This window comes from Kitasatospora sp. NPDC101183, assembly GCF_044767945.1.
Taxonomy (GTDB): Bacteria; Actinomycetota; Actinomycetes; order Streptomycetales; family Streptomycetaceae; genus Kitasatospora.
In genome coordinates this window covers 63,713-77,719 of sequence record NZ_JBIWOW010000025.1, presented here as the reverse complement: position 1 = coordinate 77,719, position 14,007 = coordinate 63,713, and the positions used below count along the sequence as shown (strand labels likewise).

Here is a 14,007-nt window from a genome sequence, read left to right as displayed (position 1 = left end):
TAATCATGATCTTGGAGGTTCGAGCTTCGATGGAAGCCGTCGTGAACAGGGGTGCCCTGGCCGTCCCGGTCCTGGCCGTGGGGGTGTTCGGGATCATCACCACCGAGATGGGCGTGGTGGGCGTGCTGCCGCGGCTGGCCGAGCGGCTGGGGGTGGGGGCCTCGGGGGCGGGCTGGCTGGTCGGCGCGTTCGCGCTGACCGTGGCCCTGACCGGCCCGATCAGCACGCTGCTGGCCTCCCGGCTGCCCCGCAAGGCCGTCCTCGCGGCGGCGCTGGCGCTGTTCGCGCTGTCCAACGCGGTGTACGCGCTCACCGACTCGTACCCGGTGATGCTCGCCTTCCGGGTGCTCCCGGCGATCGCCCACCCGGTGTTCTTCGCCCTGGCCCTGACCGCCGCCGTCCGGCTGGCCGCGCCGGGCAAGGGCGCGAGGGCGGCGACCACCGTGTTCGCCGGGGTCAGCGCCGGGTTCGCCTTCGGCGTCCCGCTGACCTCCTACCTCGCCGACCACCTCGGCCTGGCCGCCGCGTTCTGGACGGCGGCCGCCGTCAACGCGCTGGCCTGCGTCGCGCTGCTGCTCTTCTTCCCGCACCTGGAGGAGGAGCACCGGCCCTCCTACGCGGGCCAGTTGGGAATCCTGCGCAGCACCCGGCTGTGGCTGTCGGTGGCGGCGGCCACGCTGGTGTTCGCCGCGATGTTCTCCGGCTACGGCTTCTTCGCCGAGTACCTGGAGAACGTCACCGGCGTGGACGCCTCCCTCACCGGGCCCGCGCTGATGGCCTTCGGCGTCGTGATGACGCTCGGCAGCGTCGGCTTCGGCCGCCTGCTGGAGCGCGGCCTCGTCCGTACGGTCACCCTCTACCCGGTGCTGTACCTGGGCCTGTACGCGCTGCTGTACGCCATCGGCCCGCACCCGGCCGCGATGGCCGGCGGGGTGCTGCTGTGGGGCGCCGTCCACTCCGGCGGCCTCGCCGTCGCGCAGGGCTGGCTGGCCCAGGACGCCACCGCCGCACCGGAGTTCGGCAACAGCCTGTTCATCTCCTTCTCCAACCTCGGCATCACCGTCGGGACGGCCCTGGCGGGCGCCACCGTCACCGGCGCCGGCCCGCACGCCCTGCCCCTCACCGGCGCCGCGCTCGCCCTCGCGGCCCTGCTCGCCGTCCTGGCCCGGCGCCGGCTGGGCGCGGTGGGCGCGCTAGACGGAGGGGCGGCTGCCGGGGGTCTTCCACCACAGGAGCCAGGCGCCGGTGGTCACGAAGAGCATGTTGACGGCGATCTGCACGGTCGTGTCGCCGAAGCCTAGGGTCGGCATGCCCAGCATGCGGCGGGCGACGACCTCGCGGGTGACGTAGAAGAGCAGGACGTCGAGGACGAAGAGCAACGGCCAGGCCAGGCCCGGGTGGAGGCGCGGGCGGGGGAGGGCGTGGAGGAGGGCGATCACGACGGTGGTCACGATCGCGTACGGGAGGAAACGGCTCGGCATCCGGCCCAGATAGTTCCACGGGAGGACGGTGCCGACGATCCAGAGCAGGGCCAGGCAGCCGACGAAGCGGATGAGCCGCGCCGAGGCGGGGCTCGCCGAGGGGCGGGTGGTCACGGCCGTGGGGGCGGCGGCGGGCGGGTAGCCGACGACGGGCGGCGGCGCCTGCTGGTACGGCGGGTACGGCACGGGCGGCCCGTACGAGGGCGCGGCCTGCGCCGGGAACGTCGGGGCGGGGCCGAAGGCGGGCAGCGGGGCTCCCGAGCGGGCGATCGACTCGAAGGCGGCCAGCGCCTGTTCGGCCGTCAGCCGCTGCGCCGGGTCCTTGGTCAGCAGCCCCGCCAGCACCGCGCCGAGGGCGCCCGCGCGCCGCATCGGGCGGGGCGGCCGGGTGACCACGGCGATGCACAGGGCGCTGAACGTGTCCGCGTGGAAGGGCGCCTCGCCCTCCACCGCCGCGTACAGGGTCGCGCCCAGGGACCACAGGTCGTTGGCGGGCGTCGGCGGACGGCCCTCCAACTGCTCGGGGGCCATGTACGCGGGGGTGCCGATCACCGCGCCCGTGCGGGTCAGGGTCGTGGTCGCGTCGGCCATGTGCGCGATGCCGAAGTCGGTGAGGACGACGCGCTCGTCCATCAGCAGCACGTTGTCCGGCTTGAGGTCCCGGTGCACGATGCCCGCCGCGTGGGCCTTCTGCAGCGCCTTCACCATGGCCGCGCCGATCTCGGCGACCCGCTGCACGGGCAGGGCGCCGCCGCGTTCGAGCGCGGCGGCGAGGGAGGCGCCGGTGACGTACTCCATGACGATCACCGGCGCGCCCTCGTGCTCGACCACGTCGTGCACGGTGATGATGCCCGGGTGGTTGAGCCGGGCGGCGGCGAGCGCCTCGCGCAGCGTGCGCTGGAGGAGCTGCTCGCGGTGCTCCTCGGTCACGCCGGAGGGCAGCAGCACCTCCTTCACGGCGACGTCCCGCCCGAGCGTCTCGTCCCGGCCCAGCCACACGCGGCCCATGCCGCCCTGCCCGATGAGGTCGTGGAGGCGGTAACGCCCCCCGACCAGTGCCCCGTTCACTGCTGTCACGAGGCACCACCTTACTGATCGTCCGGCAGGGCCGCTCAGGGGCGCCGCGGGTACGGCGCGGGACGGGGGCGGGCCCGCGGCGCGACGGTGTGGAGCTCGCCGCGGGCCCGCCGTTCGACGGTGAGGCGGACTACTTGTCCGTACCGGCCTTGCCGCCCTGGTTCAGCAGGCCGCCGAGGGCGCTGAGGCTGCCGCCGCCGGCCGGCAGTCCGGCCACGGCCGGCGCCACCTTGGCGGCGGCGTCGACCGTGATCTGGGCCATCTTCTGCAGGTGCTCGGTGACGGTCTTCAGGGCTTCCTGGGCGCGTTCGCCCGCGGCCTTGTCGTTGCTCGCGGCGGCCTCGATGCCCTTGGTGAGCGCCTGGTTGACGGTGTTGATGCCGCTCATGTCGCGGAACAGGTTCGCGGTGGCGATGGCCTGTGCCGTCTGGAGGGCGGCCGGGTCGGGCATCGCCGCGAGCGGCGTGAACTTCGCCTGGGTGGCGCCCAGGGCGGCGACCGTGGTGTCGAGGTTCTGCGCGCGCGACGCGGTGGAGACCGGGGCGATGTCGGCCGGGGTGATCTGGATGGGAGAGTCCTTCCAGTTCCAGAAGCGGGTGAGGTCGATCTTCTCGGCCGAGTTGGCCCGCCCGAGGACGGCCTCGGCGAAGACGCCCTTGGTGGCGATGGCGATCGTGGTGGTCACCGGTGTCCCGAAGGTGTTGTCGGTCGGCTGACGGGTCTTCGTCCACGCCTCGCGCTCCTGCTCGCTGGTGAAGTTCCAGCGGAAGCCGAGGTAGTTGGCGGTGGCGGCGACCGGCTTCGGGTCCAGCAGCGTGCCGAGCGGGACCGCCGACGCGGTCGAACCCTGCGGGGCGTACGAGTAGTTGGCGAGGATGCGGCTGAGCGTCAGCTCGTCGGCGTTGGCCCAGACGGCCTGGCTGTAGTGGCGGCGGTTGTCGTTCAGGTGGTCCAGGACCGTCTGCGACACGTTCCCGCCGCGCACGTAGAAGCCGAGCGAGTCGACGTAGGTGCGGTTCCCGGAGGTCACCGTCGAACCGAACAGCCCGCAGACGGCCGAGGCGCCGCCGGCGTCCTCGGTCAGGTCGGGCGGGCTGGTGGTGGTCGCGGCGATCCCGAAGTTGGCCACGCCCGAGGTCATCGTCAGCCGCAGCCCGGCGAGGCATCCGCGGGCGGCCGTACCGGACCAGGCGTCGACGGAGATCAGCTTGTCGGCGCCGCCGAAGGTGTAGGACGCCTGCCGCAGCACGCCGGAGCCGCCGGTGTCGCCGCAGCGGGCGGTCTGGCCCGGGAAGACCACCTGGATGCTGCGGATCCCGGCCTCGTCGTACCAGACGTCGATCCTGGACGCGTAGGGGGAGCCGACCTTCGGCGGGACGTCGAACGGCGTCTTCAGGTTCCGTACCGTGCCGAGGAACCGGAACAGCATCCCGGAGTTCATGAGGACCCAGAAGTCCCCGTCGGCGGTCGGGACGACCCTCTCCACGCCCTTCAGGGTCTTGAGGTCGGGGTGCGTCGTCGGGGCCCATCGCGTCGTTCCGGGCTCCAGGACCACGGCGATGCTGTCGGGGTCCGAGGCCTTGGAGGCGCCCCAGGCCGAGCCGTTCGCGGCGGCGGCGAGCCGCTGCGGTATCCCCGCCGTCCGTTCCAGCCACCCTGTGCCACTGCGCTCGTACACCTTCCCCTGCCGGGTGTACCAGGCCTGGCCCCTGCCGGCGGCGGCGACGTCGTCCGCCTTGACCTTCAGGTCCGTCCACGTGCCGTTCGGGGAACGCTGCCAGAGCGTGCTGTCCACGCCGATGAGGTAGAGCGTGCCGTCGGTGCCGCAGGCCAGGCCCAGCCCCTGCCAGCCCTGCGTGTCGGTCCGCCAGGTCGTGCCGTCGAACTGGGCGAGCTTCTGGTCGGACCTGAGCGCCCAGACGGTGTCCTTGCCCGGGGCGATGCGGCTCAGGTCGGTGTCCAGCCCGGTGGTGGGCACCGGGTTCCACTGCCGGGCCACCGGATCGAACCGGACCGGGCTGCCGTCGGCCTTGCGCACCCCGTACACGCCCGCGGCCCCGGAGGCGAGGTCGGCCAGGTCGATGCCGTCGAAGTACTGGCCCGAGGGCGCTTCCGGCGCGGTGCAGGCGTCGATCTTGCGCACGGTGGTGTCGAAGGGGTTCGCGGCCCGGATCTTCGCCGCCCACTCGGTCGGCGCCACCGAGGCGAGGACCTCCTTGTACCGCTGCAGGCTGGAGTAGGTGAAGGTGAGCTCCTGCAGCGGGATGAACAGACAGCGTTCCAGCCTGGTCGGCCTGGTCGTCACGTTGTAGACCTGGACGACCTCGTAGTACTGCACCGACATCGCGTGCATGTGGTTGTAGTTGGTGACGACCCGGGTGAGGACCTGGTCCTTCTCCGACTGCGAGGTCTCGCGCACGACCGTCATGTTCCGGCTGCGGGCCGCCGTCGCAAGCTGCTGGGTCCGCGCGCTGATCCGCTGCGTCGCCTCGTCCGCCACCGACCGCACACCGGTGGAGCGCGACACCGCCGTCGCCAGGGCCGAGTTCGAGGAGGCGCTCCAGTTCGCGCCGATACCGCCGAGGAGCCCCGCGAAGCCGATGCTGCCGCCGCCGCTGGACGACTTGCTGCTCTGGTACGCCTGGGAGTCGCCGTACTGCTCCTCGCGGGCGATCGCGTTCGCGACCTCGCTGATCGAGCGGTTCTGGTCGGTGGCGCCGGTGAGCGTGTCGGCCTCGGCGGTCTTCTCGGTGCCGGTGGCCGTGGTGCCGCGCTGCCAGTCGACGACGGCGACCCTGGTGCTCTCGCCCGGCGCGAGGGCGAGGCTGTGCAGGAGGCGGCCGAGCGTGACGCCCTGGGCCGACCAGCTCTGCTCCGTGGTGACGATCATGCCCTCGGCGGGCTTGTCGTAGAAGGGCAGGTTCTCCTCGCCGAGGTCGATGGCGCCGGTGAGCTTGCGCGCGGGCTTCGCCAGGGGGATGTCGGTGAGGACCACCGAGCGGTAACGGACGATCTCCGTCGGGTAGTTGCCGGTGGAGGGGAGCAGGTCCTTCGGAGTCGGGCCGTCGAGCATCGCCTTGTCCACCTCGACCTTGGGCGTCGTGCTCGTGCTCGTGCTCGCGGGTGCGGGTGCGGGTGCGGGTGCGGGTGCGGTCGTCGGTGCCGTTGCCGGTGCCGGTGCGGTCGCTGGTGTGCCGGCGGGCGTTCCGGAGGTCGTGTCGGTCATCGCGTGTCCCGTCTGCGGAGAGGAGGGTCGACGCCGCCTCGGTAGCAGTCAGGCCCCAACTGGGCCTGCTGCCAAGGCGAACGACGCTTTCCGGATCGCGAAGCTACACAGCCCGATCACGACGGCGACACACTTCCGTCGGAAGTGGCCGGAACCGGCTCCCGGGTGGGCCGGTCGTCTGGGGCGCGGCGGTTCCCTCCCGTCACACGGCCCGCGCCGCGCGACGGGCGAGCAGGGCGGCGCGGCGCTCGTCGAACCGGCCTGCCTGGGCGGCCAGTTCGTCCAGGTGGGCGCCCAACTCGTGCTGGGCCCGGAGGCCTTCGGGGCCGAGGCCGCCCAACTCCATGATCCTCAGGTGCCGCAGGACGGGCTGGAGCACGTCGTCGTGGTGCACGCGCAGGTTGTAGACGCCGCCGAGGGCGATCCGGGCGGCGGCGCGTTCGAAGCCGGGCATGCCGTGGCCGGGCATCCGGAAGCCGGTGACCACCTCGTTGACGGCCCGCATCGCCTCGTCGGGGGCGAGTTCGAGGGCGGCCTTGAGCAGGTTGCGGTAGAAGACCATGTGCAGGTTCTCGTCGTTGGCGACCTGCGCCAGCATCCGGTCGCAGACCGGGTCGCCGGACTCGCGGCCGGTGTTGCGGTGCGAGATCCGGGTCGCCAGCTCCTGGAAGGCGACGTACGCGACGGTGTGCAGGGGGGAGTGCCGGTTGTCGGAGACGAACCCGGCGCCCATGTGGGCCATCCGGGCCCGCTCCAGCTCGACCGGGTCGACGGCCCGGGAGGCGAGCAGGTAGTCCCGCAGCACGATGGAGTGCCGAGCCTCCTCGGCCGTCCACTGGTGCACCCAGGTGCCCCAGGCGCCGTCGCGGCCGAACAGGGTGGCGATCTCGTGGTGGTAGCTGGGCAGGTTGTCCTCGGTGAGCAGGTTCACCACCAGGGACACCCGGCCGACCTCGGTCAGCGGGGACTGCTCGGGCGACCAGGGCTCGCCGCCGAGGGGCCCGTCGAAGTCCCGCGCGCGGCTCCAGGGCACGTACTCGTGCGGCATCCACTCCTTGAACACCCTGAGGTGGCGGTCGAGTTCGCGTGCGACCACCTCCTCCAGGTCGTGCAGCAGGCGGGCTTCGGTCGGGGTGGGGGCGGTGCTCACGGGCTCCAGCTTTCGGGCGGACAGAAACCTACGGTTGCGTAGGTGACGCCACCGTAGGTTCGCCGGACGGGCCCTGTCCGGGGCCCGACGGCACTGTGCGGCAGGGCCCTCCGGCCCTGTTCGCCGCCGCCCCTCGCCGTCCTGGGCGCGGCGCCGTACGGCGTCCGGCACTTCCTCCTCTTCGGCGGCTCCCCCGACCGGCAGGCAGCGGCCGGTCGGGGGAGCCGCTTCGGGGCACGCCGGGCGGGCCGGTCAGCGCCGCAGGTGCTGGACGGTGCGCGGCGTGGCCGGCTGCTGGGCGGCCTGGGCGCCCTGGGTGAACGGCTGGTCGGTGGCGGCGGGGCTGCGCAGGGTGCTCGGCTGGAAGCGGCCGCTGTAGACGTCGGTGGAGTTCTGCGGGTCGGCGTTGGTCGTGACCAGGACCGGGCGGATCTGGCGGCCGTCGTTGACCAGCGCCTCGTAGTCGCCGAGGAAGTGCCCGCCGGCGTACGGGGCCTGGAGCCAGTCGAAGACCGGCGTGATCTGCCGCTCGACCGGGCTGTCCTCGCCGCCGCGCGGGAAGCTGAGCAGCCAGGCGGCGGTGGGCAGGGTGGTGGTGTCTCCCGGGGTGAGGTAACGCAGGTCGTAGTAGCTGACGGCGACGGTGCCGTCCCGCGTCACGGTGATGGACGGGGTGAACGCCGGGGCGTTCGGGGCCTGGTTGAGCCTGGTCGGGCCGCTCCACGTCCGTCCGCCGTCGGTGGAGTGGACGAGCTGGATCGCGTCGTACCGGCCGCCGTTGAAGTCCGAGCCCTCGTAGGCGAGGTAGAGCTCGCCCGTCTGCGGGTCGATCGCCACGCTCGGCAGCCCGGCGCCGGCTCGCAGGCTCTTGGTGGCGTCGGTGGGCGCGTTCGGGTGGACCTCGGGGACGGAGGTGTCCGTGACGACCCTGCTCGGGCTGCTCCAGGTGCGGCCCTGGTCGGTGGAGGTGACCATCCCGTAGTGCACCTCGGCGACGGCGCTCGCCGTCGCGTCGGTGTAGGTGATCCAGGAGAAGAAGTCGTGGAGCGTGTCGGTGCGCGGGTCGACGACGATCTGGTTGCCGATGGTCTGGGTGTTCGGCGTCGTGGAGGTGATCACGAACGGCGCCGCCGTGGACCAGGTGCGGCCGAAGTCGCGGGTGATCGAGAGGTAGCCGGGCCCGTCGAAGTACGGTGTGGTGCCGCCGACCTGGTCGAGGCGGTCCCAGACCTGGTAGGCGACGCCCGGGGTCACCGGGTCGGCGGTGACGGCGTTCTTGTCGTCGCCGATCGCCGGGTCGTTGTCCTTGATCAGCTCGGTGACGTGCTTCCAGCTGCGCCCGCCGTCGTACGAGGTCGCGGCGGCCACGGCGTTGCGCGGGGTGGTCGCGTCGAAGATCAGCGCGCTGGCGTAGGCGGTGCCGTCCGGGCCGAAGCTCACCCAGCCGTCCGAGGCGCGCTGGTAGGGCAGGCCGCCCGGCGCGCAGTGGGTGAAGGGCAGGGCGGTCTGGGTGAAGTGGACGCCGTCCGTGGTGTAGCTCGAACTCAGGCCGCGCGCACCGCCGTTGGACCAGCGGTCCTGCTGGTAGACGGTGATGGTGTTCGCCGGGTCGAGCGGGTTGGAGGAGGCGTACGGCTCGTCCTCCGCCGAGGGGCTGTTGGTGCCGGCGCCGTCGCCGCTGATGTCGCAGGCGGCGTACGGGTCGCCGGGCGAGATCAGCGCGAGGGGCGGGTGGGCCGTGGTGTCCGCCGCGTCGCCCGGGCTCGCGAGGGCCGGGGAGGCGGGGGAGAGGAGGGAGAGGCCGAGCAGGGCGGGGGTGGCCAGTAGGGCGACTCTGCGAAGGCGCAAGGCGGGTTCTCCTGGGGGATGGAGTGGTGACGGAGTGTCAAGCCGCGCGGCTCGATGACGGTACGAGGTCGAGGTCACGTCAACAAGGGCGGGGAAGGGAAGTTGACACGCCGTTTGCCGGGGCGCGGGGTGCGCTTTCCGGGCGGCCGCCGCTTGTCGGGCGCCATCAGGGCGGGCGGAGTTCAGCCGACCTGGGGCGGGGGCCGGGCGGGCGTGCGGGCGGTACGGACCAACGGGCGCGGTGGGCCGGTCGGGTGAGGTCCGGGCCGCGCGCGGGAGTTTCAGCTGATCGGCGCACGGGGTTTGCGGCGGGGACGGCCTGCGAACAGGGTGGGCGGCAGGACGCTTCGTCGACAAACAAAGGATGTTCGGATCATGAAGCTCATAGGAACCGGCCGCCTCCTGGCCGCCCTGGCCGTCGTGCTCGCCACCGCCGGAACGGCCACCCTGGGCGGTGCCGTCGCGCACGCCGCGACGCGGGCGCCGGGCCAGTGCGGCGGGAACGTCGCCGACTACACGTACCCGGCGCGGGCGTTCCAGTTCGACGACGTCATCAGCAAGTGGCTGGGGATCTCGGCCGTCCAGTTCAAGGACGACATGACGCTCGCCGTCACCTCGAACACCGCCGACTCGACCGTCTCCGGGGCGTGGGAGCTGCACGACCCCAACGGGCCGAACCAGGCGAAGGTGGGCGTGGTGACCTTCTACACCACCGTGTCGCCGGCGGTGGAGGGCGACGGGGTGGCGAGCATCTACTGGTACGTCGGGTACCCGAACTGCAACCCGACCACCGCCGACCCGGCGAAGAAGCTGTTCCAGATCATCGGGGACGTGCAGATGCAGCCGGTGTACGCCGACGGCAGCAAGGGCGCGCTGAGCAAGATCAACGGCTTCCAGGCCGACCGCTGACGCCCGCCCGGCGGGCGATCCGGCGCTCCGCCTTGAGGAGCAGCGGCATCAGTCCGTAGACGACCACGGGGACGACGAGGGCCGTCATCACCAGCGTCCGCAGTGGCAGGGGCAGCCGGGCGAGGTGGGGGCCGAGCAGGGCGAAGGCGGTGGTGATGGCCGGGTACACGGCGAGCCAGGTGATCAGGGCCCGGCGGTGCACCGACGGGGCGGCGGGGGCTGCGGGGGTGGTGTTGGTGGTCATGGCGGTCTGTTCCTCCCCTGGGGCGGCTGGAGCTTCTCGGATCTCCAACCCGTTGGTTGGAGTTTGGCAGACGCCCGCGCCGATGTCCAACCGTTTGGTTGGGAATTCGCGGTAGACTCGCCCCATGGCCTGGGACACCGCACGCACGCAGCAGCTCCTCCTCGACGCCGCCGTCGAGGAGTTCGCCGAATTCGGCCCGGACGGCGCGCGCATCGCCCGCGTCGCCACCCGGGCGGGGGTGAACAAGGAGCGGATCTACCAGTACTTCGGCAACAAGGAGCAGCTGTTCTCCGCCGTGCTCAGCTCGGAACTGGGCAAGCTCGCGGAGGCCGTGCCGCTCGTGCTGAACGACGGGCAGGACCTCGGCGAGTACGCGGGCCGCGTCTTCGACTACCACCGCGCCAACCCGCACTTCGCCAGGCTGCTGGCCTGGGAGGGGCTGCAACGCGGCGGCCCCGAGCACGAGTTGGCGGCCGGGGCCGACCGCACCGAGCACTACGGGGCGAAGGTCGCCGCCATCGCCGCCGCGCAGCGGGCGGGAGTCCTGGGCGAGGGCGTCGACCCCGGGCGGCAGATGTTCGCGCTGATCGGCCTGGTGAACTGCTGGTTCACCCTCCCGCAGATGGTCCGGCTGCTGCTCGGCGGCGCGACCGACCCGGCGGCGGACCGGGAGGCCCTCGTCGCCCTGATCTGCCGCCTCACCCGCGACTAGGGGGAGGGCGAGCGCGTCCATCAGCCACAGATGGGCCGCGCCCGGGGTGGCCGGGGCGGCGGAGGCCTCGCCGACCTCGGCGACCTGAGCTGCTGACCACCTGCCAGAATCCCCCCATGCGGCAGATCATCGAAGACATGGCCGAACACCTGGTGAAGGTGCCGGGCGTGATCGGGGTACTGCTCGGGGGCAGCCGGGCGCGAGGAGAGCACCGGCCGGAATCCGACTGGGACCTCGGCGTCTACTACCGGGGCGGCCTCGATCTCGCCGCGTTGCGCGCCCTGGCCGGCCCGGAGGTGGAGGTGGCCGGACCGGGCGGCTGGGGGCCGTGGGTGAACGGCGGTGCGTGGCTGCGGGTCGACGGCATCGCGGTGGACTGGATCCTGCGGGACCTGGACCGGGTCGAACAAGTCTGGGCGGACTGCCGCGAGGGCCGGTACGAGGTGGGTGTGCAGGCGGGGCATCCGCTCGGATTCTGGTCGCCCTGCTACGCGGGCGAGGTGGCGTACGGGCAGGTACTGGCCGACCCCACCCGGGAGTTGACGAGCCTTCGCCGGCAGACCGAGGTGTATCCGGAGCCGCTGCGGGAGCAGCTGATGGCGGGAGCGTGGGAGGCGGAGTTCCTGGTCGGTGCCGCGACGAAGGGTGCGGCGCGGGCGGACTCCCTGTACGTCTCGCTCTGCCTGTCCCGAGCGGTCGGCGTCCTCGTACAGGCCCTGTTCGCCTGGGACCGGCGCTGGTGCCTCAACGAGAAGGGCGCGCTGGAGGTCGCCGAGAGGCTGCCGGGGCTGCCGGGCGACTTCGGCCCGCGCGTGCGCGGCCTGCTCGGGTCGCAGGGCGGGACCGCTGAGCAGCTGACGGCGACGGTGGCCCGAGCGCGGGCACTGGTCGAGGAGACGCTCGTCCTGCTCAGAGGCTGAGGCGCCCCGGCGGTGCGGGTGGCGGAGTCCGCACCGCCGGGGCCGTTGGGTGGGCCGGGGTCAGCGGCCGCTGGCGACGCGCGGGGCGGAGGCGGTGGGTGCCACGGCGGTGTCGGTGACGGCGTCCGTGACGGTCTCGGGGCCCGTCACGACGAGCGTGTTCTTGCCGCCCTTGCAGCGGTCGGCCTTCTCGGCCGGGGTCATCTTGCGGGAGCCCCAGGTGATCACGCCCGTGTCCTGCGGGACGGGCGCGGTACCGGCGAAGTTCTTGACGTACCAGACGTAGTGGCCCCAGTGCGGCGACTTGTAGTGCAGCTCGTAGGTGCCGCTGGCGCTCTGCAGCTTGGTGGAGCGGCTGACCCAGCCGACCTCGCCGGCGGGCACCGTCAGGTCGGTCTCGTCGGCGAACGAGTCGTTCCACGTCCACTTGTGGCCGTACGCCAGCTTGAAGCCCACCTCGAACTTCGTCAGGAAGTCGAAGCCGGCGGTGACGCTGATCTCGGCCGAGACGGAGTTCTCCCCGCCCTTCTGGTCGGTCCAGGTCATCTTCTTGAGCTGCGGCACGGACGAGCAGTTGAAGCCCCGGGCGACCTCGTGGTTGCCCGAGTAGGTGGTGGTGGCGCTGCCGTTGGGCGTGAACGTGCAGCTGTCGGTGTTGGAGCCGCAGTCCTTGAGCAGCTGCACGGTGGTGGGGGAGGTGGCGTAGCTGTAGTCGATGGAGCTGGCCTTGTCGTTCATGGCGTCGCCGATCCAGTCCTGGTCGCCGATCTGCCAGCCGGTGTTCGCTCCGCTGAGGTAGGCGTGCTCCCAGTGGCGCTCCTGGCAGTTGTTGAACGTGCGGTAGGAGCTGATCGAGTCGTTCCAGGCCCCGGTCAGCACCTGGAGGTTGTAGCCCTTGCCGGGGCTGCACGGGGCTTCGGCGGTGATGGACAGGCTGGCGCCGCCGAAGTTGCCATCCATGTACTCGGTGGAGACGACGACACTCGACGCGGCGGCGGCCGGGCTGCCGGCCCCGTCGATCTGGGCGGCGAACCGCTCGTCGGAGAGCGCGGTACGGGCGTCCTGCGGATGCCCCACCGCCCGGACGAGGCCACTGCCCGGGATCGTGGCCCGACGGCCTGACGCAACACCCTGCCCGAGCCGCCCGGATCGACCCACCGGGCGGCCGTGGCGTACGCGGGAAGTCGGACCCGCCGACTTCTCGGGCGAGGGCTGCTGCGCTGGTTGCGGAGGGTGTCCAAGCCATTTCGGTGCGGATGCGAACCAGAATGGTGCGTGCCATCGTGGATGTAGGACATCTCCTGTTAATCAGCCTATGGATACAGGGAGTTACGCCATGTCCCCCATCATCAATCCCAGTCAGGGCCAGGACACCAAGCTGCCGCCCGGCGTGGGGCAGGCCCGACAGTCGGTTCGCCTCTCGGCGCACACGGTCCGGGGCAGCCTGATCCAGGGCAAGGGCGAAACGGTGATCGAAGCTCGACTGACCACGACGGACGGTCGCCCCATCAAGGACGCCTCGATCGAGTTCCTGCTGAAGGGCGACCGTACGGTCTACGGCACGGTCGACACCGACCCCGAGGGATATGCCCGGTACCCGGTCGGCGCGATGCTGGCCGACGTTCAGGGAATGGTCATCGGAGCCGTGAGCGGCTACATCGCCCACTTCGAAGGCAATGAGTACTTCAAGGAGGCTCAGGCCGAGGCCTCGGTCCACGTCGGGCTCTGAAGGCGGAGCCACATCCTGCCCACGCGAGGGGCCCCCACGGGCGGTGCGGGTGGGGGTTCTTGCCGTATCGAAGGAGAGCAGCATGAGGAAGCAAACCGCGCCTGCCCCGCCGTACGGGACATCCGGGTCGTCGTCCGCTCCGATCCCGAACTTCATCAAGGACGGCACGTTCCGCAAACCGCAAGCGACGGCCAACGGCTACCTGGCGATCGGAGGTCCCGACACTGATCTCATGGGGGCGTGGGAGGTCAAGGCCGGCAAGCTGGTGGTGGTGTACAGCCCTGGTTACACCCAGACCAGCCATCAGGCGGTCGACATCGGCGGGGCCGGCCTTGAGCAGGCGTTCGAGGTGCCGGTGGACGCGAACGTCGAGATCACCTGGATGCACAGCAGGAACACCGATCCAACCTGCCCCGGGGAGACCAACCAGGCCTACGGCGCGGACGTTCGGGATGCCGCCGACAACCGCGTTCTCGCGTCCCACCACTACGAGCCGGACGGTGCCGACTTCGTGCAGATCTCGCCTGAGCTGACGCTGAAGTTCACGGCCAACAGGTCTTCCTCCTACATTCTCACCTTCACGGGCCGGGCGCCCAAGGCATGCGGTGCGCTGATCTACAACGTGGTGGGTCGAGGTGCGAGCGGGCGCTGACAGCGACTGTCGGGAATCAGGCATGCGCGAATCCGGTCGTCGATCCAGGCCACCTGCCG

The 14,007-nt window shown here is 71.8% G+C and carries 12 protein-coding genes; 6 read left to right on the top strand and 6 right to left on the bottom strand.

All coding sequences use genetic code 11. From position 1 onward, the window contains the following. The first annotated feature begins 41 nt into the window (after window positions 1-41). Window positions 42-1,301 carry an MFS transporter gene (locus ACIRRS_RS29845; RefSeq protein WP_402977102.1) on the top strand — a complete coding sequence of 420 codons (1,260 nt, stop codon included), beginning with the start codon at window positions 42-44 and terminating at the stop codon, window positions 1,299-1,301. On the opposite strand, the gene ACIRRS_RS29840 is transcribed toward ACIRRS_RS29845, so the two are convergent. From ACIRRS_RS29840 to ACIRRS_RS29825, 4 genes are all read right to left on the bottom strand, one after another. Then, on the bottom strand, window positions 1,194-2,558 hold the full coding sequence (locus ACIRRS_RS29840; RefSeq protein ID WP_402977099.1) for a serine/threonine-protein kinase: 1,365 nt from the start codon (window positions 2,556-2,558) through the stop codon (window positions 1,194-1,196). The two genes, ACIRRS_RS29845 and ACIRRS_RS29840, sit on opposite strands and share 108 nt — an antisense overlap. Before the next feature lie 130 nt (window positions 2,559-2,688). Beyond that, window positions 2,689-5,784, bottom strand: a complete 3,096-nt coding sequence (locus tag ACIRRS_RS29835) for a hypothetical protein (RefSeq protein WP_402977096.1) — start codon at window positions 5,782-5,784, stop codon at window positions 2,689-2,691. Window positions 5,785-5,986: 202 nt separating this feature from the next. Then, window positions 5,987-6,934: an acyl-ACP desaturase gene (locus tag ACIRRS_RS29830; protein WP_402977093.1), complete on the bottom strand. Its 948-nt coding sequence runs from the start codon at window positions 6,932-6,934 to the stop codon at window positions 5,987-5,989. Between the two features lie 252 nt (window positions 6,935-7,186). Continuing rightward, window positions 7,187-8,782, bottom strand: coding sequence for a neuraminidase (sialidase) (locus tag ACIRRS_RS29825; protein WP_402977090.1), 1,596 nt, complete (start codon window positions 8,780-8,782; stop codon window positions 7,187-7,189). Window positions 8,783-9,157: 375 nt separating this feature from the next. Between ACIRRS_RS29825 and ACIRRS_RS29820 the strand changes: the two genes are divergently transcribed. Then, window positions 9,158-9,691 carry a hypothetical protein gene (locus ACIRRS_RS29820; protein ID WP_402977087.1) on the top strand — a complete coding sequence of 178 codons (534 nt, stop codon included), beginning with the start codon at window positions 9,158-9,160 and terminating at the stop codon, window positions 9,689-9,691. Here ACIRRS_RS29820 and ACIRRS_RS29815 read toward each other — a convergent pair. Next, window positions 9,666-9,935 (bottom strand): hypothetical protein, encoded by a 270-nt coding sequence (locus ACIRRS_RS29815; RefSeq protein ID WP_402977084.1) that lies wholly within the window; start codon window positions 9,933-9,935, stop codon window positions 9,666-9,668. The two genes, ACIRRS_RS29820 and ACIRRS_RS29815, sit on opposite strands and share 26 nt — an antisense overlap. Before the next feature lie 124 nt (window positions 9,936-10,059). Between ACIRRS_RS29815 and ACIRRS_RS29810 the strand changes: the two genes are divergently transcribed. Both ACIRRS_RS29810 and ACIRRS_RS29805 read left to right on the top strand, forming a co-directional pair. Beyond that, entirely contained in the window at window positions 10,060-10,647 is a 588-nt protein-coding gene (locus tag ACIRRS_RS29810) for a TetR family transcriptional regulator (RefSeq protein ID WP_402977081.1), read from the top strand. A gap of 116 nt (window positions 10,648-10,763) precedes the next feature. Beyond that, window positions 10,764-11,567, top strand: a complete 804-nt coding sequence (locus ACIRRS_RS29805) for a DUF4037 domain-containing protein (RefSeq protein ID WP_402977078.1) — start codon at window positions 10,764-10,766, stop codon at window positions 11,565-11,567. Between the two features lie 60 nt (window positions 11,568-11,627). Here ACIRRS_RS29805 and ACIRRS_RS29800 read toward each other — a convergent pair whose 3' ends face one another. Continuing rightward, on the bottom strand, window positions 11,628-12,644 hold the full coding sequence (locus ACIRRS_RS29800; RefSeq protein WP_402977075.1) for a hypothetical protein: 1,017 nt from the start codon (window positions 12,642-12,644) through the stop codon (window positions 11,628-11,630). Between the two features lie 259 nt (window positions 12,645-12,903). Between ACIRRS_RS29800 and ACIRRS_RS29795 the strand changes: the two genes are divergently transcribed. Both ACIRRS_RS29795 and ACIRRS_RS29790 read left to right on the top strand, forming a co-directional pair. Beyond that, a complete protein-coding gene (locus ACIRRS_RS29795) occupies window positions 12,904-13,296 on the top strand; it encodes a hypothetical protein (RefSeq protein ID WP_402977072.1) in 393 nt (130 codons plus the stop codon). A gap of 82 nt (window positions 13,297-13,378) precedes the next feature. Next, entirely contained in the window at window positions 13,379-13,948 is a 570-nt protein-coding gene (locus ACIRRS_RS29790) for a hypothetical protein (RefSeq protein ID WP_402977070.1), read from the top strand. The last annotated feature ends 59 nt before the right edge of the window (window positions 13,949-14,007 follow it).

Excerpts from the sequence above, each read along its gene's own strand:
- ACIRRS_RS29835 (WP_402977096.1), bottom strand. The coding sequence starts at position 5,784 with ATGACCGACACGACCTCCGGAACGCCCGCCGGCACACCAGCGACCGCA.
- ACIRRS_RS29820 (WP_402977087.1), top strand. The coding sequence starts at position 9,158 with ATGAAGCTCATAGGAACCGGCCGCCTCCTGGCCGCCCTGGCCGTCGTG.
- ACIRRS_RS29815 (WP_402977084.1), bottom strand. The coding sequence starts at position 9,935 with ATGACCACCAACACCACCCCCGCAGCCCCCGCCGCCCCGTCGGTGCAC.
- ACIRRS_RS29810 (WP_402977081.1), top strand. The coding sequence starts at position 10,060 with ATGGCCTGGGACACCGCACGCACGCAGCAGCTCCTCCTCGACGCCGCC.
- ACIRRS_RS29805 (WP_402977078.1), top strand. The coding sequence starts at position 10,764 with ATGCGGCAGATCATCGAAGACATGGCCGAACACCTGGTGAAGGTGCCG.
- ACIRRS_RS29795 (WP_402977072.1), top strand. The coding sequence starts at position 12,904 with ATGTCCCCCATCATCAATCCCAGTCAGGGCCAGGACACCAAGCTGCCG.
- ACIRRS_RS29790 (WP_402977070.1), top strand. The coding sequence starts at position 13,379 with ATGAGGAAGCAAACCGCGCCTGCCCCGCCGTACGGGACATCCGGGTCG.